At 69.2% G+C, this 23,361-nt stretch carries 18 protein-coding genes and 2 pseudogenes; 2 read left to right on the plus strand and 18 right to left on the minus strand.

The window, feature by feature from the left end:
• Positions 1-25: 25 nt before the first annotated feature.
• The 7 genes from ACH34W_RS08575 to ACH34W_RS08605 all read right to left on the minus strand — a co-directional run bounded on the left by ACH34W_RS08575 (position 26) and on the right by ACH34W_RS08605 (position 8,601).
• Positions 26-514 (minus strand): transposase, encoded by a 489-nt coding sequence (locus ACH34W_RS08575; protein ID WP_395960205.1) that lies wholly within the window; start codon positions 512-514, stop codon positions 26-28.
• Entirely contained in the window at positions 514-1,323 is an 810-nt protein-coding gene (locus tag ACH34W_RS08580; RefSeq protein WP_395960206.1) for an ATP-binding protein, read from the minus strand. The genes ACH34W_RS08575 and ACH34W_RS08580 overlap by 1 nt, the downstream gene beginning before the upstream one ends.
• A 170-nt stretch (positions 1,324-1,493) precedes the next feature.
• On the minus strand, positions 1,494-3,167 hold the full coding sequence (locus ACH34W_RS08585) for a hypothetical protein (protein ID WP_395960207.1): 1,674 nt from the start codon (positions 3,165-3,167) through the stop codon (positions 1,494-1,496).
• A 487-nt stretch (positions 3,168-3,654) separates the two neighbouring features.
• Complete coding sequence (locus tag ACH34W_RS08590; RefSeq protein ID WP_395960208.1) at positions 3,655-5,253, minus strand: peroxidase family protein; 1,599 nt, start codon at positions 5,251-5,253, stop codon at positions 3,655-3,657.
• Between the two features lie 12 nt (positions 5,254-5,265).
• Positions 5,266-6,330, minus strand: a complete 1,065-nt coding sequence (locus tag ACH34W_RS08595) for a fatty acid desaturase family protein (protein WP_395960209.1) — start codon at positions 6,328-6,330, stop codon at positions 5,266-5,268.
• Positions 6,320-7,333, minus strand: a complete 1,014-nt coding sequence (locus tag ACH34W_RS08600) for an acyl-CoA desaturase (protein WP_395960210.1) — start codon at positions 7,331-7,333, stop codon at positions 6,320-6,322. The genes ACH34W_RS08595 and ACH34W_RS08600 overlap by 11 nt, the downstream gene beginning before the upstream one ends.
• Positions 7,330-8,601 carry a class I SAM-dependent methyltransferase gene (locus tag ACH34W_RS08605; protein ID WP_395960211.1) on the minus strand — a complete coding sequence of 424 codons (1,272 nt, stop codon included), beginning with the start codon at positions 8,599-8,601 and terminating at the stop codon, positions 7,330-7,332. Before ACH34W_RS08605 ends, ACH34W_RS08600 begins: the two co-directional genes overlap by 4 nt.
• A 318-nt stretch (positions 8,602-8,919) precedes the next feature.
• Between ACH34W_RS08605 and ACH34W_RS08610 the strand changes: the two are divergent.
• Together ACH34W_RS08610 and ACH34W_RS08615 are read left to right on the plus strand one after the other, a co-directional pair.
• A pseudogene (locus ACH34W_RS08610) lies at positions 8,920-9,207 on the plus strand (transposase); the annotation flags it as partial.
• A gap of 231 nt (positions 9,208-9,438) precedes the next feature.
• Positions 9,439-10,065: pseudogene (locus ACH34W_RS08615) on the plus strand (IS5 family transposase).
• Between the two features lie 181 nt (positions 10,066-10,246).
• Here ACH34W_RS08615 and ACH34W_RS08620 read toward each other — a convergent pair.
• Genes ACH34W_RS08620 through ACH34W_RS08670 form a run of 11 tightly spaced genes read right to left on the minus strand, consistent with a single transcriptional unit; the run spans position 10,247 to position 23,312 of the window.
• Positions 10,247-12,775, minus strand: a complete 2,529-nt coding sequence (locus ACH34W_RS08620) for a hypothetical protein (RefSeq protein WP_395960212.1) — start codon at positions 12,773-12,775, stop codon at positions 10,247-10,249.
• Entirely contained in the window at positions 12,775-14,832 is a 2,058-nt protein-coding gene (locus ACH34W_RS08625; protein WP_395960213.1) for a hypothetical protein, read from the minus strand. Before ACH34W_RS08625 ends, ACH34W_RS08620 begins: the two co-directional genes overlap by 1 nt.
• A gap of 6 nt (positions 14,833-14,838) precedes the next feature.
• Positions 14,839-17,415 (minus strand): hypothetical protein, encoded by a 2,577-nt coding sequence (locus ACH34W_RS08630; protein ID WP_395960214.1) that lies wholly within the window; start codon positions 17,413-17,415, stop codon positions 14,839-14,841.
• The gene (locus ACH34W_RS08635) at positions 17,412-19,880 is read right to left on the minus strand and encodes a hypothetical protein (RefSeq protein WP_395960215.1); all 2,469 of its coding nucleotides are present in this window, start codon (positions 19,878-19,880) and stop codon (positions 17,412-17,414) included. The genes ACH34W_RS08630 and ACH34W_RS08635 overlap by 4 nt, the downstream gene beginning before the upstream one ends.
• Before the next feature lie 4 nt (positions 19,881-19,884).
• On the minus strand, positions 19,885-20,262 hold the full coding sequence (locus tag ACH34W_RS08640; protein ID WP_395960216.1) for a hypothetical protein: 378 nt from the start codon (positions 20,260-20,262) through the stop codon (positions 19,885-19,887).
• Positions 20,259-20,588, minus strand: a complete 330-nt coding sequence (locus ACH34W_RS08645) for a hypothetical protein (protein ID WP_395960217.1) — start codon at positions 20,586-20,588, stop codon at positions 20,259-20,261. The genes ACH34W_RS08640 and ACH34W_RS08645 overlap by 4 nt, the downstream gene beginning before the upstream one ends.
• Position 20,589: 1 nt before the next feature.
• Positions 20,590-21,078 carry a phage baseplate assembly protein V gene (locus tag ACH34W_RS08650; protein ID WP_395960218.1) on the minus strand — a complete coding sequence of 163 codons (489 nt, stop codon included), beginning with the start codon at positions 21,076-21,078 and terminating at the stop codon, positions 20,590-20,592.
• Complete coding sequence (locus ACH34W_RS08655) at positions 21,079-22,197, minus strand: hypothetical protein (RefSeq protein WP_395960219.1); 1,119 nt, start codon at positions 22,195-22,197, stop codon at positions 21,079-21,081.
• An 8-nt stretch (positions 22,198-22,205) separates the two neighbouring features.
• Entirely contained in the window at positions 22,206-22,478 is a 273-nt protein-coding gene (locus ACH34W_RS08660) for a hypothetical protein (protein ID WP_395960220.1), read from the minus strand.
• Between the two features lies 1 nt (position 22,479).
• Complete coding sequence (locus ACH34W_RS08665; protein ID WP_395960221.1) at positions 22,480-23,121, minus strand: hypothetical protein; 642 nt, start codon at positions 23,119-23,121, stop codon at positions 22,480-22,482.
• On the minus strand, positions 23,112-23,312 hold the full coding sequence (locus ACH34W_RS08670; protein ID WP_395960222.1) for a hypothetical protein: 201 nt from the start codon (positions 23,310-23,312) through the stop codon (positions 23,112-23,114). The genes ACH34W_RS08665 and ACH34W_RS08670 overlap by 10 nt, the downstream gene beginning before the upstream one ends.
• Positions 23,313-23,361: the final 49 nt, after the last annotated feature.

Consider the following 23,361-nt stretch of genomic DNA (forward strand, 5'->3'; position numbering starts at 1 on the left):
AGCACTGACATGGCTCCCCTCTGTGTCAAGGGGCCGTACAGTGGGCGGTCGTAGGCTGGGTGATGGCGGGTCCGGGAAGTGACTTGTCCGAAGTGCCGACATCGGGATGTGAGTCGGCCGCGCTGGAGCCTGTAGTCGCTCCCCGGTACCTGGCGGGTCTGTCGTGTGGGTGAGGGCGTCGTCGAGCATGTGCCGGAAGACAATGTCGGAGAGCCAGCGTTTGAGCGACCGCATCGCTTCCATCGACGTTTTGCCAGAGGCCTTCTTCCGGTCGAAGTAGGCATGCCCCTGGGTGGGGCTGCGTCACTGGACGGTGGCCATGATGTGCAACACCCGGTTGATCTGCCGGTTTCCTGCTCGTGACAGCCGGGTGCCGGACCTGGTCGCCGGAGGAGGCATCGATGGGAGCGGTGCCGTTCCAGGAGGCGAAGTGCGGTTTGGGGAATCGGGTGATGTCGCCGACCTCGACCAGCAGGCGGGCGGCGCCAGAGGGGCCGATGCCGTGCAGGTCCATCAGGGTGGTACCGGTGGCGGCGACCAGTTCCTTGAGCTTCTGTCGGCGTTGTTGGAGCGCCGGTAGATGCGTTCGAGGTCGCTGATCAGTTCCGCGGCGACCCGGCGTCGTACCTTGCCGGCGGCGTCGCGAGGTCGCACGTTGGCGAGCAAGGCCTTGGCTTGGGCAGCGGAGAGGTTCTTCTTGGCCCCGCCGGGGATGAGCTCCAGCAGCAGCTGGGCGATCATCCGGGTGTGGTCATCACCAAGAGAGCGGCGGCGGTCGATCTCGACGGAGGGCAGCCCGGCCCAGGTCACCGTGTCCCGCGCGCCGGGAGGGGGCCGGGGCCCGGCGGCGAACAGGAACACCACACGCTCGAACAGCACCCGCCGCGCGACGAACATCAGCACTTGCTGCGACGCCGGATCGACCCATTGCAGATCATCGACCAGGATGATGATCGGCCGATCCTCCGTGGCGGCGGCGATGAGGTTCAACGTTCCGATGCACGGCGCGTACGGGTTGGCCGCCTCCCCGTCGGCGATCGCCAGCGAGATCTCCAATGCTCTCCGCTGGCCTCCGGGAAGTACGCACATGTGCTTCCTGATTGGGAGCACCAGGTTGCCTAGCGTGGCGAAGGGGAGGACCGCCTCCGACTCGATCCCCCGAGCGCGAAGCGCCCGGACATCGGCCGTCACGGCGACATAGTCGAGCAGTGCGGTCTTGCCGATGCCCGGTTCTCCGAGCATTACGAGGCTGGCGGCTTGAACGGCCGCCGCCGCGACCAGTCCATCGAGCAGCCGCCGTTCCTGCGCTGCCGACGAGCCCATGGGCCCGTGGTGTGTCCATGGCAGCCTCTGCGGGCTTCAGAGCCGAGGCTCCATCGGCTCTTTGTCCGAGTTTCCCGCTGCTCGAGCTTCCCTTGAAGGGACTTCAGTCACGTTGTGGCCGGGCTTCCAGAGGGTGGACCTCAGGAGGTGCGACGGTCGACCGTGACTAGTCACTGATGAGCGGGTCGACCACGCCGCGGAGGATGTTGTTGGTCACTTGTTCCCGAGACAGAAGCCCCTCGTAACGGCCACTTCGGGTGAGCGCGACGAAGGGGGGCCGTGCTGGAGAGCACTGTCCGTGCCCACTGGTTCGCGGAACCGGTTTCGGTGTCGAGGTCGATGGATCTCCGCCGCAGGACGGGGTCGAAGATCTCATTGAGCCGGGTGCTGGTGAGCAGCCCATGCCGGTCCGTCGTCTCGGGGCGGCCGAGTTCCGCGGCGAGCACTTGTTCCGGGGCGAAGCGCGCGCGCCGGGTGCCCGCGCCGGAGAAGATGACGTGCCGGTACTGGCCTCCCCGCTGGGAGGGGAAGGGCAGCTCCGCCGGGCCGTCGGGGGCGAGGGGAAGGGCCAGGGCCCACTGTCGGCTGATGGCTTTGGCCTCGTCGTGGACGGCCTGGAGGTCGGCGCGGGCACCGAGCAGGGCATCCGCGAGCTCGTCGGGAGGGGCCCAGCCCCGGAATGCGCCGTTGCCGATTTCCGCGTCCCTGGCAAGGAAGACCACCGCGCGGGGACGCCCTAGCCGTACGGCGCCGGCGCACAGGACCAGCAGGCGGGTTTCCCACCAGGAAGTCCCATCGCCGATGTCTATGACGGCGACCTCGTTGCCTGCGGCATCACGCAAGGTCTGGAGGATCTGCACGGTGCTGCTGTCGCTGATCGGCGTTCCGGGCTGGAGGCCCATCTGGGGTGAGACCTTGAATTCCGATCTGGTCTGTTCCGCTTCGGGAAATTCAATGCGGACCCCGAGTGTCTCGAGCGAGCCTCCCGTCGTGAGGCTTCCCACCAGCAGGAGGATCAGGGGAAGCAGGGCGATGATGACGATCCCCAGGAGCACGCGCCCTTCAAGGTCGTCACTGGGCCAATCGAGTGTCGACCGTGTCAGGGCCAAGGCGGGGAGGAGGACGATCAGCAGAGCCGGAACAGCGAGGATGGCCGAACGGTTTCCCCAGGGCCAGAACATTTGGTGATCTCCTTGCTGAGGAGAGCGACTCGTTTGTTCAGCGGGCGCCATGCATCGGCCGCATGAGCATCGCCCCCGCGGGGACCTGCGCAGCCGGGGGCGAAGGCGATGTCGCCAGGTTCTGATGCGGCACGACCGGAGCAGCTCCCGCTCGTCCGGCAGCAACGGGCCGTAGAAGGGCACCCCGTACACAGCCAGATCTGCCTTGAGTTGAGTGCGCAGCAAGGAGAGCTGCCTGACGCTGATGCAGCCGCGTTGGGCGTTGACCCGGTCGGCCGGAGCGCTACGGACGAGCGTCGCGAGCATGGCGGGCTGGAGGTCGGCGTCGTCGCAGATCAGGTTGGTCTTCACCTTGAGGTACAGCTCGCGCGTACGGGCGGTGAGCAGCATCCCGTCGCCGTGGCCGTAGTACCACGAGGTCAGCAGGTCGAAGAGCTGTTCGCGGTCCGCTTTCGTCAGCGGCCTCTCGGAACGCATCGGAGTGGCGATCACCGTGGGCTCCCACAGCCGTGCGTACGCCTGGATCCGACGGTCGGAGAGCCTGACCCGCAGTTGCCGGCGGTAGTTGTTGGCGAACCACAGCCCGATCAAGCCGACCAGGGCCGTCCCCACGGCCTGTATCCACTGACGCACGTCGTCGGACGCGGGAGACGCCACGAGCATGGATTCCAGGGTGAGCACACTCAAATAGTGACCAGTGCTCCATCCACTGCATAGCAGACGGCCGCATCCGGCGACGGGGAGACTCGATTCGAGTTGTAGTCGGTCACAAGCGGACGGTTTCGCTGGCGCACGCCTGATTGGTATCGATGTGGCCGGTCGAGCCCCCATCAGCTTGCGCCTCTAGGATCTGGACGACGCAATCCACCAGGCCGACAACCGCTAGGGCTCTGCCCCAGCCGGGAAACGATCAACCACTCAGTCCTTCAAGGCCACTAAACAGGCTCCCTCACCCGCGGGGGATGCCGTTGATGGGTCGGGGAGCGCCAACCGTGCCCTCATGCGCAACCTGGCCATGACCGGCTGAACCAGCACAAACCCCAAACGCTGACGGCCGCGCTTCCGACTAGCACCTCTTGATCACCACGGGACAGCCTCCAGGGCAGCCGCGAGCGGGGAGGGCGCCGTACGAGTGGTGTCCTGAAGGTGGTCAGCACCGGAAGCTGCAAAGGACTGGACCGGAAGAATTCCGGAGAACAATCTCTTGGAGAGACTTCGTCTGCTTGATGACGGTCATTCCTGTGCTGGTGAAGGTTTTTTCGTTGAAAACGTTCCGGGCGAGCAAGGGATTGGTCAGAGCTTGGGTGAAGGCGTCATAGGCGACCATGACGGTCATCAGGTCGCCCATCATGGCGCTGGAAGAGTAGCCTTCGGCGAAGATGCCTACGTACCACTCGAGTTTGTCGACGTCGCCGTAGAGCTTGGCCAGGCGCTCTCGGAGTTCGGGATCCCTGGTCAGCTGCTTGAAGCTCTTGATTCTGTCCAGTCCGAAGTTCTCACGGTAGTCGTTGTAGGTGGCCAGTCGGGCCTTGCGCATCAAGCTTATGGTGCGTTCCTCCACTGAAGGACGGTCGGGTCGGGACGGGTCGCGGTCCACCAGGTAGTAGGGCGTGTTCATCAGGCCGATCTTTCCGGCCCGTGCTCGGGAGAATCTAGAGATAAGTGGCTCGATTCCCTCGGCGAGGACCAGGGGGTTGTTGTTGAGGAAGTCCGCTGACCGCAGTGTGTCCGTGCCGTCGGAAATGGAGCTGGGAGCCAGGGAATGCCAGCGATACAGCAGGTTGAACTCGATGGCCACCCAGTTGGAACGGTTCCAACGCCTGCCGTCCGCGACGAAGGGGACCAGCTCCAGCGGGAAGTCGTGCGGGGAAATATGCCTGATGTACTCCTCTACCACGAGTTTGAGCAGCAGAACAATCATGATGTTCCGGGTCGTCTCGAACAGGCGTTGATCGGCGCCCTCCGGGTGATCTCGCCATTCCGGATGAGCCTCTTCCAGGAGCCCGGAGATACGGTTGTGCTCGCGCAGGAACACCGTGTTCATGATGGTGTTGCCGATAGTCGAGTTGCCGTGCTCGAGTCCGACGGCGAAGAATGAATCTTTCCGATCGTCGGGGACTCCGCCCAGGATGACCTCGGTGATGAACTCCTTGTCGTGAAGCCCTTCGAACTCCGGCTTGAAAACCAGCGGTTGTCCTGGTCCGCGCGGGGTGAAGAGGTAGACGGGATACTCCGCGCCGTTGATCTGCTGGCTCTTCAACCGGCCGCCGGTATGTGCGCGCAACATGTTCGTCTGTTGCTCGGTAAGGCCGTAGATCTGACAGAGATCGATCTCCTGGTTGGACGTGTTCTTTCGGAAATCGCTTCTTTCGGTGCGGAGGAAGCTGTCAGTGAACCATTGCGCGAAGAACATGAACATGATGCTTGTGTCCGTTGAACTGATCTCCACGTCGTCGCCTTCTGCGTCCTTGCGACGCCGGAACAGATCCGTGAGGCTCTCCTCGCTCGGAAGCTCGTCCGGCGGAACCGATGAGGGCGGGAGGTGCCGTCCGCTGAACGTACGGTCGGTCAGGCTCTTCCAGCTGGTGTAGTCGGCTGCCATCGACAACGCGCGCGGGCGCGGCGCGGTGGAATTGGCGAGGACCTCGATCACGATCGTGCTGACGACTCTGCGGACGAACGGGAGCCTGCCCACCTTCTCCAGAATCCGGGGCAGGTCTAGTGCGAACGGCTTGGGCAGACTGACCATTACAGTTCCTCGCTAACTGCAATCGGCGGTGGCGACGTGGTTCTCAGCTTCCCGTAGATCCGTCTCCAGGCGCGTGATGTCGGCGCGGGAACCGCGGTACGGATCGATGAGGACACGCGGTTCCGCATAGATTCTGGGACTGTGAAATATCGCCAGAAGCGCACGCAAGTGTGATGGCGCCAGATACGCATCGGCGAAATGCACCCTCAGAACCGAGCGAACGCGGGGAGCCATGGAAGAAGGCATGGCTGGGAACAGGTGGTGCTCGACGTGATGACTGAAGTGGAAGTGGATCCGGTCCAGGATCGGGTGCGTTGTGACACTCATTGTCGTCGACAATATGTCCGCTCCCGTGCTCAACGGCCGAATCATATGATTCGTGACCACATATGAGAGGACGACGAAGTTCGCAACGAGCATGGGCACCACGATGACGAACAGGGCTCCGCTCGGGCCCATGAGGATCGCAGCCGCCCCCCATGCAGCGGCCATGATCGCACTTTCGCTGATCGCCTTTTTTCGATTGAGGTTCTGGTAGCCGGGAAGCACCTTCGACTTACACCACAACACCGCCTGCGCCTGCAGTGTGAAAAAGGCGAACAGGTATATCGAGCTACGCAAGTATTTGGATCCAGGCGCAAATTTCAGAAACTCCTGCGACCATTTTGAGCTGACTCGAAACTGCTCTATACTGCCGAAGCTGTCGGGATCATCATCACCCTTGTTGGTGTGGCCGTGATGCGACTGGTTGTGCCAGATAGTCCACAGGTGGGGAGATAGAAGGAAAGCCGCACAACCTGGATACATAATGATTAGCTGCAAGTGGCGGGAACGCACAACGGCGCCGTGCCCTACCTCATGTGCCAAGAACATCATGCTGCCGTAGATGCCACCGATGACCGCGGCGGCGCCGAGGGCGATGTACCAGGGCATCGGGATGAACAGCACCAGGACGCTGATACCAACATTGGCGGTCAGCATCGGGATGATGAACAAGCCGCGCAGTGGCCGCCGGGCAAACGTGCGAGCGGGGAGTTCCGCGCGTATTCGCGCCTTCACCACGCTGTCAGTTGTCACGTCGATATCCTTCCTGCAGAGGCGCCGACGGTGACGAAGCGTCATATTCATCTCTTGCATAGGTGCCTGACGGTAGGGCTTGAGTACTCATGCGACGTCGAGCGTCCAGGCGGTCCTGGCGCGGCCAATGAACGTCGTAGGCCCACCCGAGCGATTCGAAAAGTTGAATCAGTCGCGCGCTCGAGTCCAGCTGCCCACGATCGACGCCGGCGCGGGCCAGGGTCGGATGAGCGTGATGGGTGTTGTGGAACTCGCCCATGGCGAGCACCGCCAGCGGCCAGATGTTCGTTGCGCGGTCCCGGGTCCTGAACGGCCGGGCACCCATCACGTGGCTGACCGAATTGATTGACCAGGTGAGGTGGTGCAGCACGCATACCCGCACCAAGCCACCCCAGAAGAACGCGGAGAGAGCCGCCGCCCAGGACATCGACCAGAAGCCGCCCGCTACGGCCGGCAGGGCCAGCGACAAGGCGGCCCATACTGGGAACAGTCGAGAAATCCGCATGATGTACCGGTCGGCCAAAATATCGGGGGCGTATCTCTCCCCCGATACCTTTCCTGCACCGAACATCCAGCCGACATGGGCATGGAGCAATCCCTTGCAAACCGCCCCCACGGTGACGCCGTATCGCCACGGTGAATGAGGGTCACCCTCCTTGTCGCTGAATGCGTGATGGCACCGGTGGGTGGCGACCCAGTGCGCGATCGGCCCCTCCACCACCAGGCTGCCGGCGATGCCGAGGGCGAGTCGCAGTGGGCGGCGGGCTTTGAATGCGCCATGGGTGAAATAGCGGTGCAGTCCGACCGTGAGGCCATGTCCTGTTATTGCGTACATCACCGCGGCAATGGCGATGTCATGCCAGCTGACCCAGCTATGCCAGGCCAGTGGTACAGTCGCTATCACGGCAACGAACGGGATGATGACGAACGCGATCACGATGGCTCGCCCGGGCCGTTGTTTGTGCTGTTCGCCCAATTCCGGGCCGAGGGTGACCGATGTCATGGACCGGCTCCGGAGGCTCGCAGGTTGCCGTAAAAGTCGAGGTGCCTGGGCATCGTGTAGTCTCGACCTTTACTGAAGAGGACCTGGTAGAGCTGCAAGGTGTCATGGCGAAAACAACTCTCCGCCAACTGGAGATAGTAGTTCCACATCCGGAAGAATCGTTCGTCGTACTGCCCGCCCAGGTCAAGCACGCTCTGGTGATTTGCCTGGAGATTTTGATTCCAGTGCCGGGCGGTTTCCGCATAGTGGGGTTTCCAGTTTTCAATATGTCTGATCAGGAATCCGGCTTTGCGCAGTTCTGCAGCGAGGTTCTCAAGGCGCGGCCAGTAGGCACCCGGGAATATGTACTTCCTGAGCCAGGTACCGGCGTACTGCCGCTCTGTCGTTCCAATCGTGTGGAGAACGCCTCGGCCACCGGGGCGGAGGAGTTCGTGAACCTTCTGCATGTAGGCGGGATAGTAACTTCTGCCCACATGCTCGAACATTCCGATGCTGACGAACTTGTCAAACGTTCCGGTCGCCTGTCGGTAGTCCTGCCTTCGTACGCGTATGCGTCCGTCCAGGCCCTCCTGTGCGATCTTCTCCTGAGCCCAGGTTTCCTGTCGTGAGCTCAGGGTTATGCCGAGGCCGGTCGCGCCGTACTCTTTGGCCGCATGGATCAGCATGCCGCCCCAGCCACAACCGATATCGATGATCCTGTCGCCGTTCTGCAGATCCAGCTTGCGGCAGATGATCTCATATTTGTGATCCTGCATCTGGGACAACGTTTCGGCCGGGTGGTATTGATAGCCGCAGGAGTACGTCATTCCGGGATCGAGGAAAAGGCGGAAGAAGTCGTTGCCGAGGTCGTAGTGGGAGCTTACATTTCGCAGACTCCCTGCAGCGGTCGGCCTCGAAAGGGCCCAGTGATAAGCGAGAGGAGGTAGCGTGCGCAAGTTCTTTCGTTGCCGTCGCTTCAAGTCGTTCCGGAAAAGGATGGCCAGAAGGTCGACGATGCGACCGTGATCCTTGTCCCACCATCCGTCCATGTACGACTCGCCCAGGCCGAGATCGGTGTCGCCCAGTAGACGACCGTAAGGATCCGAGTTATGCACCGACACGTGCGCCGCGAGATCCGAGTTTTCGTCGCCAAAAACTCTACAGCGGCCCTGCGGGTCGTGAATTGTGATCTTCCCTTCCCGAACCCCTTCGAGTAGTTCAAGAAGGAGACCCTCAGTCGATGACGCGAACATCATCCCATCATGCGCCCGCTGTTCTATGAGGTCCATGGCCTCGCGTGCTCCCCGGGCTCCAATGAAAAGTCTCACCATCGCCCCAATTCCGAGATCCGGTCTCCCGTAAACGAGGCATGCATCTTCAGCATGCAGGTAGCACATGGACCTAGTGATCGGCGGATCTATATTTGGGCGGATCGGTCCCGTTGGCACTAGAAGACCATCTGTTCGGCCAACTTTGGCCAAACGGCCGTTTGTATTTGTCCCAATAGTCTGATGGGTTCGCATGACTTGGGCGCTGTCACAACCGCCACACCTACGCGACGCCCGCCGACGAGTTGGAGGCTGGGTCGCTTGGGTTTCGATCGCCATGCCGGGTGTCGGCCGCCGGACGGGATGCAGCGGCTGCTGAATCACTACAGCTGGAGACGCTGATGCGGCTGCGGTGTCGCGGTATGTCGTCTCCCGGCTCGGGCATCGGCAGGCGGTCCTGATCCCGGACGAGACCGGGTTTGTGAAGAAGGGCCGGATGTCGGTCGGTGTGCAGCGGCAGTACTCGGGCACGGCGGGCCGGATCGAGAACTGCCAGCTCGGGCTGTTCTTGACTTACGCCACTCCGGGCGGGGCCGGGCGTTCATCGGGCGGCGCCTGTATCTGCCGGACAAGCCCGAGGACCACGGATCAACTCCGAGGACCACGGATCAACCTGGCGCAAGGACTTCAACCTCGTCTTCGAGCAGGCGTAGCAGCGCTGGGTGGCACGAAGCCGGCGTCGAGTCGTACGACTGCCACATGCCCGCACATCGCATGTCAGTGCGTTAGGGCGTATCCGGTGGGTCTTGATGTTTGGCTGAGGTCGATCTGGGTGCTGGGTTTGTGATGGTGGGCATGGTGCGTCGTCATGAGCTCACTGATGCCGCGTGGGTGCGGATCAAGCCGCTGCTTCCTGCTCATCCGCGTCAGGGTGGCCGGTGGTTGGATCACCGGACCGTTCTGAACGGGATCTAGTGGAAGCTGGCGACCGGGGCGCCGTGGCGGGATCTGCCCGAGCGGTATGGCAATTGGAAGACCGTCTATGAGCGGTACCGGCGGTGGGCGGCCGACGGCACGTTCGACCGGCTGCTCACCCACATTCAGGTGCACGACGACGCGGTGGGGCGCATTGACTGGACCGTCTCGGTGGACTCCACCATCGTGCGTGCGCACCAGCACGCGGCCGGCGCCCGCAAAAAGGGTCAGGCACGGGACGAATCCGGCGCCCCACTCGCAAGCACTCGGCCGGTCCCGCGGCGGGCTGACCAGCAAGCCGAACGAGCACGGCGCGGCAGCCGAGGCGGCCGACCACCCGCCTTCGACCCGGCCACCTACAAACGCCGCAACGTCGTCGAACGCTGCATTAACAAGCTCAAGCAATGGCGCGGCATCGCCACCCGCTACGACAAACTCGCCCGCCACTACCAAGCAGCCATCACCCTGGTCAGCACACTCCTATGGATCAACACATATCCATATCCTTAGGCCTGAACATGGATGAAGCCGCGACCAGTGGCCGCGGCTTCACCGCTAATGCTCAGATCCGGGAGTCGAACCCAGCAGACTTTTCGCCGGCGACCGCTAGGACGACGACGATAGATCATGTCCGGCGCAACCTCGCGCATTTCCGATGCACCTCTCACGGTTCGCCGAATGCGCGCTCCTGTCAAGGGATTGCGACGTTACGTTGTGGGTCGAAGGGGAACGGCGCGACGACCGCCACAGGGGTCCCGGCGGCGAGGGTGTCGATGACGACCCACAGCCGTTTGCCGTCCTGCGGCACGGGGTCCTTTGCGCGGATGAAGACGCCGCGATTGAAACCAGTCAAGGCGGAGTTGCGGACCATCAGCTGCGGGCCCAGCACACCGTAGACGCGGACGCCGTCGGCGGGGGTGACCTCCTCCTTGCCGATGCGGATCAGCTCGGCCACGTTGTCCAGGACCGACAGCCTGCGGACGTTGCCGACGAACACCGCGTGCCTGCCCCGGTTGTACACGAGCGGGATCAGCACCCGCACGACGTTGCGGGAGACCATGACCTCGCCCGCGCTCTCCCGGGTGGCGGTCGCGGCGACCGAGGTGGCGACATGGATGCCCTGCGCCGCCCCGTCGACCAGGTTGTCCAGGACGCGCACGGTGCGGGCGCGCTGCCCGGCCACGACGATGCCCGCCATGGCGTTGAGCAGCTGGCCGGGGGCGGTCGCGCCGACGATCTCGTGTGCCTTGTCCGCCGGGGTCTCCTGCACCCGGTTGCGGGCCACGATGTGCAGGGCCCGCCTGCGCGGGACACCGCTGTTGATCAACGCGGCGGCCTGGTTGTTGAGCAGGGCGCGCAGCTCTTTCAGCTTGGGCCCGTAGCGGGCGGCCGAGCCCTCGGAGAAGTCCAGGCCGATCCGCGCCATCTCGGCGGCCAGCAGGAGCGCGGGCAGCCGCGGCTGCTTGACCGAGGGGACGAAGCGGACGTCGTTGCCGCTGATCAGGGTGTCGTCGGAGTCCACGACGAGGATGCCGGTCTGGCGGACGCCCACCTCCAGCCTGTTGGACCGCACGGTGACCTGGCGCGGCATGCCGGCCGCCGAGCCGCGCACGGTCAGGCAGGTCTGCGACCGATCGGCGAGCGCGTCGGCGCAGGCCAGGTCGCAGTCGCTCACCTTCACCTGGACGCAGGAGACGAAGGTCAGCGCGCCGTCCAGGTGCGCACCGGCCGGGCCACCGGGGCCGCCTTCGGCGCGCAACCGTGACACCTCGACCTCAGTGCAGTTCTCGAACAGCAGCGTGGCCTCAGCCGCGGGGGCCGCCAGCACGGTGGCCGGGCCGACCCCGGTCACCGTGACGCGCTTCCGGCCGGTCACCTTCACCGGCTTGGCGAGGGTGTAGCGGCCGGCGGCCAGGCAGAGTTCACCGCCCGTCGCAGGCAGCTGGTCGACCGCCGTCTGCAGGTCATCGCCCGGGAAGGCGGTCACCGTGCAGGTGCTGCGGCCGATCTTGGCGAGCTGGGGAAAGACCGGCCGGCAGTCCTCCACCGTGCCGGCGTCCAGGTCGGCGAACCCGAGCGGCACGACGCCGTGCGGGGTGCCGTCGGGCGGCGCGGCGGTGCGCTGTTCGACGCCGGTGGCCGAGGCGGGGCGCAGCCAGGCCCCCCACCAGTCTCCGGCCAGGAAGGTCGCGATCGCGGCCCCGACGGCGGTGAAGCGCAGCCCGAGATCGACCCCGTACACCCGGGCGGTGACCGCCGTGGCCGCGCCGACCTGCTGGCCATCCCAGCGCCGCACCACCATGCCTCTGGCTCCTGCGGTCACGGTGGGCGGGCGGTCAAGGGTGAGCACGTCGCCGGCGATGTCGGCGGTGACCGCCACGACGGTGAACAGGGCGCCGTGCGGGGTCCGGTCCGCGCGCCGGGCGAGGCCGGAGAACTCCAGGAGATCCTGCGGCTGGAACTTCACCGAAGGCGAGGTGGCCAGTGTCACCTTCGTGCCGTTGACCGTGCTGATGCGGGCGGTCGCCGCGCCGTTGTCGGCGGCCCAGACGAACCGGGCGGTCGACGGCGATCCGCTGTCGAGGACCTCCACGCGCAGCAGCCCGTCCGGGAGCAGGCCCAGCGGGTCGCCGGGCGGGTCGCACGGGTCGGGCGCGGCCGGCGGCGCGGTCCGCGTGATCGTCATGCGGCCGGTCGACAGCCGGGCCGGCGCGAGCGCGGCCAGCGCCGCCTGGCAGGAGGCCGCGGTGGTGGACACCGCCCGGACCCGCCAGCCGACCCGCGTACGGGCGGCGGCGTCGATCGGGTCCAGGGCCGGATCGACGATCTCCTCCCAGTTCTCGGCCGGTTGCAGGTGCTCGGTGAAGACCTCCAGATAGACCAGCGCCTTGCCGCTCTGCGGCAGCGGGGGCACGACATCCTGATCGAGGTAGGAGAAGGCGGCGGGAGCGAACGCGCACAGCCCGTCGACCCACATCCGCCCGCCCTCGATCGTGAGCTTGCGCGGGGTCGTCGTCGACAGGCTCGCCTTGAAGGCGTTACCTCCCTCCGGCACGCCGTTGCCGCCGACCACGTCGCGGACCGTGTCGGCGGCCGTGCGGGCGGCGGCGTCGAGGTTGAGGTTCCAGTCGTGGTCGAACAGGACGCGGCCCTGCTGCATGCGGGCGCCGGTCCACCGGTCGGCCTCGCGCAGCGGCACTTTGGTGTAGTCGCCGGTCATCATTCCTCCCAGGACACAACGGTCACGCCCGCAGACAGCCCGAGCGGGGTGAACTCGTCCACGCGTTGCCGCAGCCGCCGTACCCGGGCGGCGCGGCGGGTTCGGTGGTAGGCGCCGACCTCGCCGCCGTCGCTCGCCGCGGCGAGCAGCGGATGGTCCGGTTCGAGTTCGAGGCAAAAGTATCCGGCCGCGTCGAAGGCGTCGGATGCGAAGACCGGCGGGGGCGCGGTCAGGCAACGGTAGACGGCCGGGTGGCGCGGCCCGGCCGTTTGGGAGGCCGGCCCGAGCGCAAGCCCGAGGTAGCTGTGTCGCACGCAGCCCTCCTGTTGCTGGACGACGTCCACTCCGTCGGCGAACAGGCAGTCCACGGCGTCGAGCGCGTCCACCCGTACCGGCCCGGCGAAGGTGACCGAGTCGGCCCGCAGGGCGGGGCCGAACCGCGCCGCCGCGGTGACCGCGTCGACCTGGGGGCCGCCAGTCGCCGGACCGCACACCGACAGGCGCCGGCGGCGGCCGTCCACCACACAGTCGGTCAGCAAGATCGGCAGCGCCGACAGGTCCGCGCGGATCGGCGCCAGCACACATCGGGTCGCCGACAGTGCGAGCTCCCAGGCGGCCGGGTCGGCGCGCAGTTCTCCGGCTGCCGGGTCCATGGTCACCCCGACCAGGTCCAGCCCGGCCAGCCGGGCCCCGGCGGAGAGGCTGCCCTTGAGAAAGAAGCCCTCCAGCGACAGGCAGGCCCCCGGCAGGTCGAGGGCCAGATCGCCCACGATCACCGGGGTCAGCAGCGGCGGTGCGACGATCCGCCAGCGCGGCAGCCTGGGGGTGAACGTCTGGGCGGGCGGCGCGGTGAGCCGATCCGAGGTGGCCAGGCGGATCTCCACATCCGGCACTCCTGGCAGGCCGTCCTCGGCGAGCAGGCCGGCGCTGAGCTGCTCGGCCCGGGTGAAGGCGTCGGCGAGCGTGGGAACGGTTCCCGGACGGCCTGCGGGATCGACGTCGACGACCACCCTGGCCGCCGCGTCGACGTCGGCGGTGGCGGCGAGCGCCCCGATGTGCCCCGGCACCGCACGTCCCCAGGTGCACCGCACGGTCCCGGTCAGGCTCGAACCGAGCTGGAGGAAGCCGCGGTTGACGTCCACGAGGACCTGATCGGCGGTGGGCGGGGCGGGCACGGGCCCGATCTCGGGGACGCTGCCGAAGCGCATCGAGGTCCATGGCACCGTCTGGCCCCCCACCTGGACGCGCAGCAGGGGCGGGTCGGCCCCGTCATCCGCGTCCGCTCCGGCGAGTGGATGCCTCGTGGAAAGCGCGAGCGACGCTCCGTAGGTGATCTCGCCTGGGCGGGCGAGTGCCTGGAGGACCCGGTAGGTGGCGCGAGTGGGGGCATCGGTCTCATCGCCGGTACGCGACAGTGCGTCGGTGCCCTCGCCGGCGATCCGGGCCTCGCGCGGCCGCAGATACAGCGGGGCGGGCACGCCGAGCGGGTGCAGAGCGAACCTGCCCGTGCCCAGCGGGGCGGCCTCGACGTTCACCAGTTGCCGTACGGTCCACGGCCACACCATCGCGGTCACCGAGGCGGGCGTCCACGGACCGCCCGGCCGCACGCTCCGGCGGGCCCGCTCGAACGGGGTGCCGAGTCCCAGCGCCGCCACCGAGCGCAGGTCGAGCGCGGCCGGGCGGGCGGGCGAGTCCGGTCGCTGTGCCCACACGCTCACCTGCCACCCCTCCACCACCCTGGCGGTCAGCCCGGTCACCGCGAACGCGAAGTCCTCGAGCGCCGCCGGAGTGCCCTTGCGACGGCGCAGGGCGATCGCGAACGCGACCTCCCGCCGCTCGGCGTCGGCCGGCAAGCCCAGCAGCGCGCCGATGTACGGGACCGCCCAATCGGCGCAGCTCTCGATGAACAGGTCGTCGTAGAGCCGGTCGATGTCGGCTTCGAGCAGCCGCCGCTGCTCCTCGACCACGCCCAGCAGCGCGTCGAGCAGCCGGGGTTCGTCGGCCGAGACGGCGTCGCGTACGGCGGTGGGCAGCCAGGCTGCCGCGGTCTCACTCATCTGCACTCACGCTTGCTCCGTCGTGACCGTCACGCCCGTCGCCGGGGCCAGGAGTTGGTAGCGGGCCGCTGCGATACGCCCGGTGAGGCCGACGTCCAGCGTCAGCGAGGGCACGCCGAGCACCCCGGCCACCCGGTGGATGACCGCGAACAGATCGGACCGGTCGATCGGCTGCCCGAGGGTGCGCTCCAGCGGATCGAGGATGCCGCCCGAGGCGGTCAGGGCGGTCCGTACGGCCTCCTGGACGGCACCGGCGGCCTGCCGCGGATCGACGGCGACGGTGCAGCTCAGCGCCGGCTCGGTGAAGACCGCCGCCGCCACGCACAGCGGGATCGCCGGATCGCGGCTGCCGTCGAGGAACGCGGCCAGCGCGCCGATCTCATCGGCCACCGGCGGGCGCGGGCGGCCACCCGTGACCGCCGACGTCAGCCTGAGGAAGGCCACATGCTCGCCCGACCCGCCGCAGCCGCAGCCCGGCGGCCCGGAGCCGCGCCAGGCCCTCGCGTGGCTCACCCCCGGGAAGCCCAACGCCAGGTCGGCCAGGTCGCTCCGGGAGACCGCGCGACCGAACGCGCGGGCCCGGCCCGGGGCCAGGCGGCGGATGCGCCGCTCGTCGTCCTGGTCGGCGCCGCCGCTCGTCGGCCCCGCCCCGCGCACCCCGACCACCCCGGCGATGCTGCCGAGCAGGGTGTCGACGGCGCCCGAAGGGACCTCGCCGGCCGTGCCGCCCCCCGTCCGGTGGGTCTGGGTCACGTTGCCGCGCCCGGTCGGCAGCCGGTTGCCCTGCGCGCCGTCACCGAACCTGACGCGCTCGGTCCCGTCGGCGTCGAGCCGGGTGGTGTAGGCGTCGACCGGCCCGGCGTCGTACAGCGAGGGCCGCTCCTCCCACAGCACGCCGCCGACCCGGATCTCCAGGCTGGAGACCGGCGAGCCGTCGGCGCCAACGTCCCGCGCGACCGGCGGCTTGTTCACCACCATCTCCTGGCCGGCCAGGACGGCGTCGCCGCTGCCCAGCACCCCGGAGCCGGTCATGCCGTGCCGGACCGGCACCAGGTTCGCGCTGGCGGCGGCACGTCCCAGCGGGCCGCCCAAGGGCCCGTCGAGTGGCCCCCCGGGCTCGGGGGCAGGAGCGGCCAGGTCAAGGATGAGCCCGGCCGGCGTGCCCGCGTCGCCGGTGTCCTCCTGCCCGGCGGCCGCCGCGCAGGGGAAGAGCTGCCAGTCCGTCTCCGCCGGGCCGAGCCTCAACGCGATCCGGTCGGGCGGCGCCGCCGGAGCGGGGAACACCCGGATCTGCGGTGCCACACCCTGCGCGAGCGAGGTGGGGATCTCGTGGGTGCGGGCGACGATCCGGCGGTCCACGACGTAGACGGTGACCGGCCGGCCGCCGTCGCGGGCCGCCCGCAGCGTCTCCACGTCGGCGGCGAACTCCACCCGCGACGCCCGCGCCGTGGTCCCGGGCGCGACCGGCCAGTCCACCGGCTTATGCCGGGCCACCGCCGCGACGTCGCAGGCCCCCGACACTCCGGCCTGCCAGTCGACGACCGCCACCAGCCGCTGGGCCGAAAGCTCGTCCAGCGCGGCGTCGAGCACCACGTAGTTGGATCCGATAGGCCCGGTGTCACCGCTGCCGTAGAGGCTGGATCCCACGGCGACCACGCCCGCCTGGGTCGTGGTCCCGGACGTGGTGAGGTGCACGAGCTGGGTCAGCCGCCGGGCCGAGCCCGCCGTCGCGAGCACGCGGTAGGCGGCGTACGACGTGGCCTCCTCCTTGAGCAGCTGGTCCAGGTCGCGGTCGAACGTCACCTCCACGGTGCCCAGGTCCTCGCTCCGCGCCTGCACGACAGCCACGGCCACGGGTGCATTCTTGGGCGCGAACTGCTCGCCGAGGTCGTACAGATCCAGCAGCCAGGACCAATAGCCGAACCAGCCGTGCCCGGATGGCAGCAGCGGCACGTCCTGTTCAGCCACGAACAACACCTGGTCGCCTGGGCGGAAGCCGGGATCGGTGAGGAAGCGCAAGGTCCTGCCGTCCGGGATGGACGGGAGCGGGACGGGCGTCGCCGTGAGGTTCGCCCAGTCGGCGCGGAGCGTGGTGGTGGTCTCGACCTCGAAGGTCTGCGCGGCCCGGTCCGGCGTGGCCGGGGCCTGGACCCGGGTTCCGGCGGGCACCGACGGCGACGCCCCTCGGTCGGTGCGCACGACGGCCCACCCGCGCGCGGCCACCCGCGGCCGCGGGCGGAAGCCCACCAGCGCGGCGATCCTGCGCAGATCCGTCCAGTCCAGAGCGGTGCCCAGGTAGGACTCGGCCGCAGTGAGATCGCTGTAGGCGGCGACGCCGTGGGCGACGAACGCCCAGAGCCGGGCGAGGCGCACCGCCGCCGGGTCGCCTTCCACGTCCCAGGTACGGCCCAGCAGCGCGGCGTCCGGGTCTGGACGGACCTGTTCAAGGTCGCGGATCAGCGCGGCGAGGAACGTGTGGAAGTCGCCGATCGACCGGGCCGGCCACGACCGGCCGGGGGCGGGCGTCTCGGGGGTCAGCAGGGCGTCCGGCTCTCCGCACGGCCGTGCCGGTCCGCAGCTCATGACCCGCCTCGCACGGTGATGTCCAGCCGCCCGCGTTCGGGCCGTACGGGGTCGTCGTCCAGCACCGGGAGCTCGGTGCCGGCCACCGTGATGACCTGGTGCACCGTGCCCGCGGGTTCGCCGAGGCGGCGAGCCTCCAGGAGCTCGACCGCGTCGACGCCCGGCAGCGCGGCCACGACGGCGAGCGCCGCCGAGACGTACACCGGACGGCCCAGCTCCAGCCGGGACGGGTGGAACAGGCCGGGCCGTTCGTCGGTGCCGGGCCGCAACGCGGTCAGCGCCGCGCGCCGGACCGTCTCCGGATCGGCTCCCGGCACGGCGCAGATCCGCAGCGACAGCAGCAGTCCTGCCGCGGTGCCGGAGCTAACGGCGATCTCGGTGCCGAGCATGCGGACCTCTTCCAGACGGGCGGTGATGGCCGCCAGGTCGGCGGCTTCCTGCTCCGGGGCGCCCAGCAGGTCGACGACGGTGCGGACGACCGGCCAGGAGCCCGACCACGCCCGCTCGGCGACCGCGCCCTGGACGCCGGGGACGCGGGCCGCCTCGGCCGCATGGTCGGCGACGGTCACGGCCCGCCGGGGTGCGGCGGCGAACGCCTCGGGCGCGTCGCGGCGCACGACCTCCAGGGCCACCGCGTCCCGCCCGCCCGTCGCGGTCAGCGGGTTGCGTGCGACGAGGCCGGTGACCAACCGCCAGGACGGTGGGGTGTCGAAGCCGGCCGCGCTGTTGTCGTGTTCGAGCCGGGACAGCACGTTGGCGGGAATGTTGCCCGCGGTCCCGCCGCCGATCTCGTACCGGGCCGCCACGCCCTCGGGGGTGGGCGGAGCCAGCCCGAGGGCGCCGGTCCGGAAGCGCAGGATCGGCGGCTCGTGCTCCTCGGTGTCGAGCACGTACGCCAGCCGTCCCGGCGAGGTGACTTCGAGCAGCGACCGGACGTGTTCGGCATCCACCAGGGCGCCCGACGGCAAGGTCACCTTCAGCCCCAGCCGGTAGGGCCGCCCGTCAGATCGCAGCGCCACCCCTGGGCCGCCCGCGCCCGGCCCTGCGGCGGTCAGGGCGTACTCGCCCGCGGCCCCGTGCGCGCGTGGGGCGAGCGCGCTCGCGCCCGCTACCAACCTGCCGTGATGGGCGGGGACGAGGTTGCCGCGCGCGACGGTGACCTCGTCGCCGCCCGCCCCGGTGTCGATGGAGACCGGATAACCCCGCGGGAGCGCGTCGGCGGCGCGCCATCGGACCAGGGACAGGCGCATCCCGGCCGGCGCCAGCGGATCGGTCAAGTCGGCGACCTCGGTCAGCGTGACGGTGGCCGCGGTACGGCTGGGCAGCGGGTCCCGGAAGCGGGGCCGCCCGGCGGAGTCGGCCGCGGGCCAGATGACACCGGGCTTGCGGGCGGCCCAGTCGCGATGCCGCACCCGGTCCTCCGGGTCGATCACCTCGAAGACCAGGCGGTCGCCGGGCTGGAGCCAGGGCCCGCCCGGGGAGTCCGGGCCCGTGTCGGTGGGCAGCGGCCGGACCAGCACGCACTCGGTCGCTCCTGCGGGCAGGCAGCACACGTCCTCGCCCCAGTCGTAGATCGCTATCTCGCCGACCGCCGGATGGGCCGTGCGGCCCTCCTCCAGGACGAAGCCCAGCCGGTCGCCTTCCGTCGCGACCGCGGTGTCCCCGGCCGCGACGGTGACGGCACCGCCGGTGGGGCTGGGCTGGAGCAGGACGAGCGTGCTCGCCGCGGCCGCCTCGGCCATCTCGTAGTCGACGAGCCGGGCGTGCCGCCGCACTGAGGTGCGCAGCCTCGCCGTGTCCAGGTAGGCCTCGGTGGCCACCCGGTCGAGCCGGTAGTGGAGCAGATCGCCGAGGTGGGCGAACAGCTCGAGCACGGTGATGGTCGGATCGGCGGGCGACAGGTCGGCGGCCGGGTCCTCGCGGCGCAGGAACTCCACCAGCGCCGCGCGCAGCGACCGCCAGTCCCGGGCCAGGTAGTCGTGCACGGGGACGGGTGGACGCGCCGGGGGCGCCGGTTCCTCGGTGAAGCAGCCGCCAAGGTCCGGGCACTCCGGGCGCAGCCGTACCGGCAGCCGCGTGCGCAACGGGTCGAACGGGATCAGGGGCAGCGCGGGCACGCCGGGCTCGGCGGCCCGCTCGGGGAAAACGACCAGCAGGTAGCGGCCCGGGTCCGGCTCACTGGTCAGCTTCAGCTCGATGTGCGGCGGGCCCGGTGTGGTGGCCACCGCGGCGGCGGCCACGCCGACCCGACGGCCGCCGGGCGCGGGCACGAGGGCCCAGCGGCGCGGGACGGCCAGCCCCGCGGGCGGGTTGCCGTAGAGCCAGATGTCAAGGATCCGGTCCGCGCCCGACCGGCGGGTCCCGGCCGCCCGCAGGCCGTGCGCGGGTGCGCCGGACGCAAGCAGCTTCGCCGGACGGTGCACCGGGGCACAGTCGGGCGGCGGCGTCAGCGGACCCGTGCTCACCGGCTCACCCGCTCAGCCGTACAGTCGTCGTCGCCGGTGGACCGAGGGGACGCAGCGGCCGGTAGGCCACGGCGACCTCCAGAGTGGACTCCCCCGTGCGCACGACCGCGATCCGGTCGATGCTCATCCGGTCGCCCAAGGCCTCTTCGAGTGCGCCCTTTGCCCGCATCTCGACCAGGGAGTCGAGCACCTCCGAGACCGGCTCGAACAGTGCGGTGGCTCCCAGCCCGGGGCCGAAGCCGGGGCGATGCAGCCGCTCGGTGGCTCCGGTGAGCAGCACCAGCCGCACCAGGTCGGCCAGGTGCCCCGCCTCGTCGGTCGTCGCCAGCCTGCGTTGTGGCGCGAGCTCATACGGATGGGCGGGACGGGTCCGGTCGTTCATCGCGCCTGCACCTTCGTCTGGAATCCGCTCACCTGGGCCGGGCCCTGGGGCGCGCCCGCCGCGTTGACGCACAAGGCGACGGAGCTGGACAGCAGCACCGCCTTGCCGGCGGCCTTGACCTTCATCGCGGGCATCTTCCATTCCACCCGCACGCAGGGCGAGGGCGCCCCGCTGACGTTGAAGGCGCAGCCCGCGACTGTGGTCATGTCCTGCTCGGTGGCCACCTTCTTGCCGCCGACCTTGGCCAGGGCGGTGACGGTCAGGTTGCCGGTGCCGCCATGCGGGCAGCTGATGGTGATGCCTTCGTGCAGGACGTAGCCGGGCACCTCAGCTCACCTCCAGCGCGCCGCCGTTGAAGGAGATCTTCGCGTCGGTCATCGCGATCTTCTGGGTGCCGAACTCCACCTGCACCCCGTCGCCGTCCAGCCGCAGCACCGCGCCGGACGCGGCGGTGAGCACGATCGCCGCATCGCCCTCCGGCTCGTCGATCAGCTGCACTTGGTGGCCGCCCGGGGTGACCAGCAGCACCGCGGCGGGCCCGGCGTCGGGCACCCCGGCCCCGTCGGACCAGATCGCCCCGGCCCACACCGGCGTCCGGGTCACGTCCCCGGCGGGCCACTCGACCAGCACCAGCGCGTCCAGCGGTGGTACCGCGGCCCAGCCGACCCCGGGGCCCGCATAGGGGGAGTTCGGCAGGCACCAGCCGGTCGCCTGCTCGCCCATCACCTCGGGCACGGTCACCTTCAACCGGCACAGGTTCTTGGGGTCCTCGTTGTCGGTGACGATCCCGATGTACTTGCCGTAGAAGCGGTCCATCTAGAGCAGCCCTCCCAACAGTCCGCCGGTGGCGCCGAACGGCTCGTCGCCGGTCACGCCCAGCGCGTTGCGCTTGAGGGTGACCTCCTGGCGATGCGCCTCCAAGGTGACCGTGTGCCGGACCTTGTCGACCAGATAGCGGCCCGACAGCACCGAGCCCAGCCCGCGGACCAGCACCGGACGGCGGGCGCGCAGCAGCAGCCCGATGCGCTCGGTGTCCAGGGTGGCGGTGAGGGTGACCGTGTAGGCGCTGCGGCGGGCCAGCGCGCTTGCCGCCTCCTGCGGGTCGACCTCGCCGGTGACGTCATCGGGCGTGAGCAGCGTCGTGACCTGGGCCGCCAGCGAGTCCGCGCCCTGTGGCTCGTCGTCTCCCGGGCCGTCGGCCGTCACGGCGGCGGCGGCCAGCGCGGGCCATCTGGTGGCCACGACCCGCTGGCCGCCCAGCAGGTCGACCCGTACCTGCGCCTTGAAGGCGTCGCCGCCGAAGCCGAGCGCGATCTCCCCTTGCGGGTCGGCGAGCGGGTCGATCGGATGGAAATGACCGGTCACGGTTCCGGCCGCACCGGGGATGCCGAGATCGGCCGCGGCCTCCAGGTAGGCGGCGTACCCCCATTTGGCGGCCAGGGCACGGACGTACGCCCAGTCGGTGGCCCGCTGCATGGCGATGTGCACATCGGGTTCGGGGGCGTCGGGGGTCTTCTCGACCTCGGTGTCCAGCCCGTACGAGCCGAAGATCGTCTCGGCGATGGCGCTGTCGCGCTGGCCCGGCCAGCCGAGGGCCTTCTCCTCGGCGTCCAGGTCCAGGCTGCGGTCGACTGCCTTCACGGTCAGCCGCGAACCGCCTTCTGCGTCGATGTCCCACACCGCCTCGGCGGAGTAGCCGTCGAACCGGTAGCCCACATCACCGCGGGTGAGCTGGACGACCAGCGGCGTGCGCGGGGTGACCAGCGGATCGAGCAGGCTCGGCCACTCGCCGTCCGGCGACGCGTCGGCCCGGAAGGTCACCGTCACCGCATCGGCCTCGGCGGTGGCCTCCTCGGCCTGCAGTTCGACGAGGGCGGCGAGGTCCTCGGCGGTGATCTCGACGCCGTCGACCTCGAGCAGCATCGTGCTCGGCATGGCCCGCCTCACCCCCCGGGCAGCTGGATCGTGCCGCCCGGCTCTTCCAGCCGGGCGGCGTCAGCGGACGGATTGGCGTCGGCGATCCGCCACCACAGGGTGGTGTCGCCCAGCAGGCCGCCCGCCAGGAGGTCCAGCCGCTGACCGGGCCCGATGTCGTACGGCCCGGCGGTGGGTCCGGCGGGCGCGGCACGCGGCGCGGACATCACCCGGGTGGTGCCGTCGGGCAGGGTCACCGTCAGCATCGCGAGCCCCGCGTAGCGGGAGGCCGGGTCGTACATCTCAGCCTCCGAGCTCGATCATCTGGGGCAGCTGGATGACCGCCTTCACCTCGCGCAAGCCCTTGTAGTAGTCGGCGGCCAGCCGGGCGACCTTGTCGTCCTTGGGCAGGTCCTCCTTGCGCAGCACGGTCAGGCTGAGGTCGGCGGTCGCGTGGATCGGGTTGAGCAGCGTGTCGAAGGCGGTCTCGTTGATCGTCAGCGAACGCAGCTCGACCGGCGTGATCCGGCCGGGTCCCCAGGCGAACAGCACGACCGGCAGTTTCCCGGCCGGGATGGTGGCTCCGGGCGGGCCGCCGAGCGCTCCGCCGATCAGATTGCCCAGCAGCGAGCTGCCCACCGGCTGCATCAGCATCTCCAGCGCGGCCAGCCGGGGCCCGATCCCGAACACCGTGGTGAGCGGCCCGTCGGAGGCGATGCCGTCGGTGGCGTCCAGTTCGAGTTTCAGCGAGTAGGTCTCCGACGAGGGTTTGGCCGCGCCGCCGCCCCCGCCGACCGCGCCCTCCCCGGTGCTGCCGGTCGCCGGGGCGGGGCTGGTCAGCACCCGGGTGACGCTGGTCGGGTTGTACTGGAAGAACACGATCGTCGGGATCAGCGCCAGCAGCGGGTCTGAGAACGACAGCATCATCCCCTTGATCAGCGGCATCGGCCGGCCTCCCCTGCGGCCTGCGCGACGTGCCGTGCCACCGCGTCCGCCACGGCCCGTTCCGGCCCGTCGGGCACCGCACGCCCGGCCAGCCGGGCCGCGATGACGCCGCGCAGCACCTGGGGGTCGGGCGCGGACGCGGTCCGCACCGTGATCGTCGCCGTGGGGTGCGGATCCTTCCTGGCGGTCATGGCGCCTCCCGATCTGGACTGACGACTGAAGAGCGCAAGCGACAAGGAT

It is taken from the genome of Actinomadura sp. 6N118 (genome assembly GCF_044326415.1).
Lineage (GTDB): Bacteria > Actinomycetota > Actinomycetes > Streptosporangiales > Streptosporangiaceae > Spirillospora.

What these genes read in the sequence shown, in the direction of transcription:
- ACH34W_RS08575 (WP_395960205.1), bottom strand. Translation starts at nt 514, where the DNA reads ATGGACCTGCACGGCATCGGCCCCTCTGGCGCCGCCCGCCTGCTGGTC.
- ACH34W_RS08580 (WP_395960206.1), bottom strand. Translation starts at nt 1,323, where the DNA reads ATGGGCTCGTCGGCAGCGCAGGAACGGCGGCTGCTCGATGGACTGGTC.
- ACH34W_RS08585 (WP_395960207.1), bottom strand. Translation starts at nt 3,167, where the DNA reads ATGCTCGTGGCGTCTCCCGCGTCCGACGACGTGCGTCAGTGGATACAG.
- ACH34W_RS08590 (WP_395960208.1), bottom strand. Translation starts at nt 5,253, where the DNA reads ATGGTCAGTCTGCCCAAGCCGTTCGCACTAGACCTGCCCCGGATTCTG.
- ACH34W_RS08600 (WP_395960210.1), bottom strand. Translation starts at nt 7,333, where the DNA reads ATGACATCGGTCACCCTCGGCCCGGAATTGGGCGAACAGCACAAACAA.
- ACH34W_RS08605 (WP_395960211.1), bottom strand. Translation starts at nt 8,601, where the DNA reads ATGGACCTCATAGAACAGCGGGCGCATGATGGGATGATGTTCGCGTCA.
- ACH34W_RS08620 (WP_395960212.1), bottom strand. Translation starts at nt 12,775, where the DNA reads ATGACCGGCGACTACACCAAAGTGCCGCTGCGCGAGGCCGACCGGTGG.
- ACH34W_RS08625 (WP_395960213.1), bottom strand. Translation starts at nt 14,832, where the DNA reads ATGAGTGAGACCGCGGCAGCCTGGCTGCCCACCGCCGTACGCGACGCC.
- ACH34W_RS08630 (WP_395960214.1), bottom strand. Translation starts at nt 17,415, where the DNA reads ATGAGCTGCGGACCGGCACGGCCGTGCGGAGAGCCGGACGCCCTGCTG.
- ACH34W_RS08640 (WP_395960216.1), bottom strand. Translation starts at nt 20,262, where the DNA reads ATGAACGACCGGACCCGTCCCGCCCATCCGTATGAGCTCGCGCCACAA.
- ACH34W_RS08650 (WP_395960218.1), bottom strand. Translation starts at nt 21,078, where the DNA reads ATGGACCGCTTCTACGGCAAGTACATCGGGATCGTCACCGACAACGAG.
- ACH34W_RS08655 (WP_395960219.1), bottom strand. Translation starts at nt 22,197, where the DNA reads ATGCCGAGCACGATGCTGCTCGAGGTCGACGGCGTCGAGATCACCGCC.
- ACH34W_RS08660 (WP_395960220.1), bottom strand. Translation starts at nt 22,478, where the DNA reads ATGTACGACCCGGCCTCCCGCTACGCGGGGCTCGCGATGCTGACGGTG.
- ACH34W_RS08665 (WP_395960221.1), bottom strand. Translation starts at nt 23,121, where the DNA reads ATGCCGCTGATCAAGGGGATGATGCTGTCGTTCTCAGACCCGCTGCTG.
- ACH34W_RS08670 (WP_395960222.1), bottom strand. Translation starts at nt 23,312, where the DNA reads ATGACCGCCAGGAAGGATCCGCACCCCACGGCGACGATCACGGTGCGG.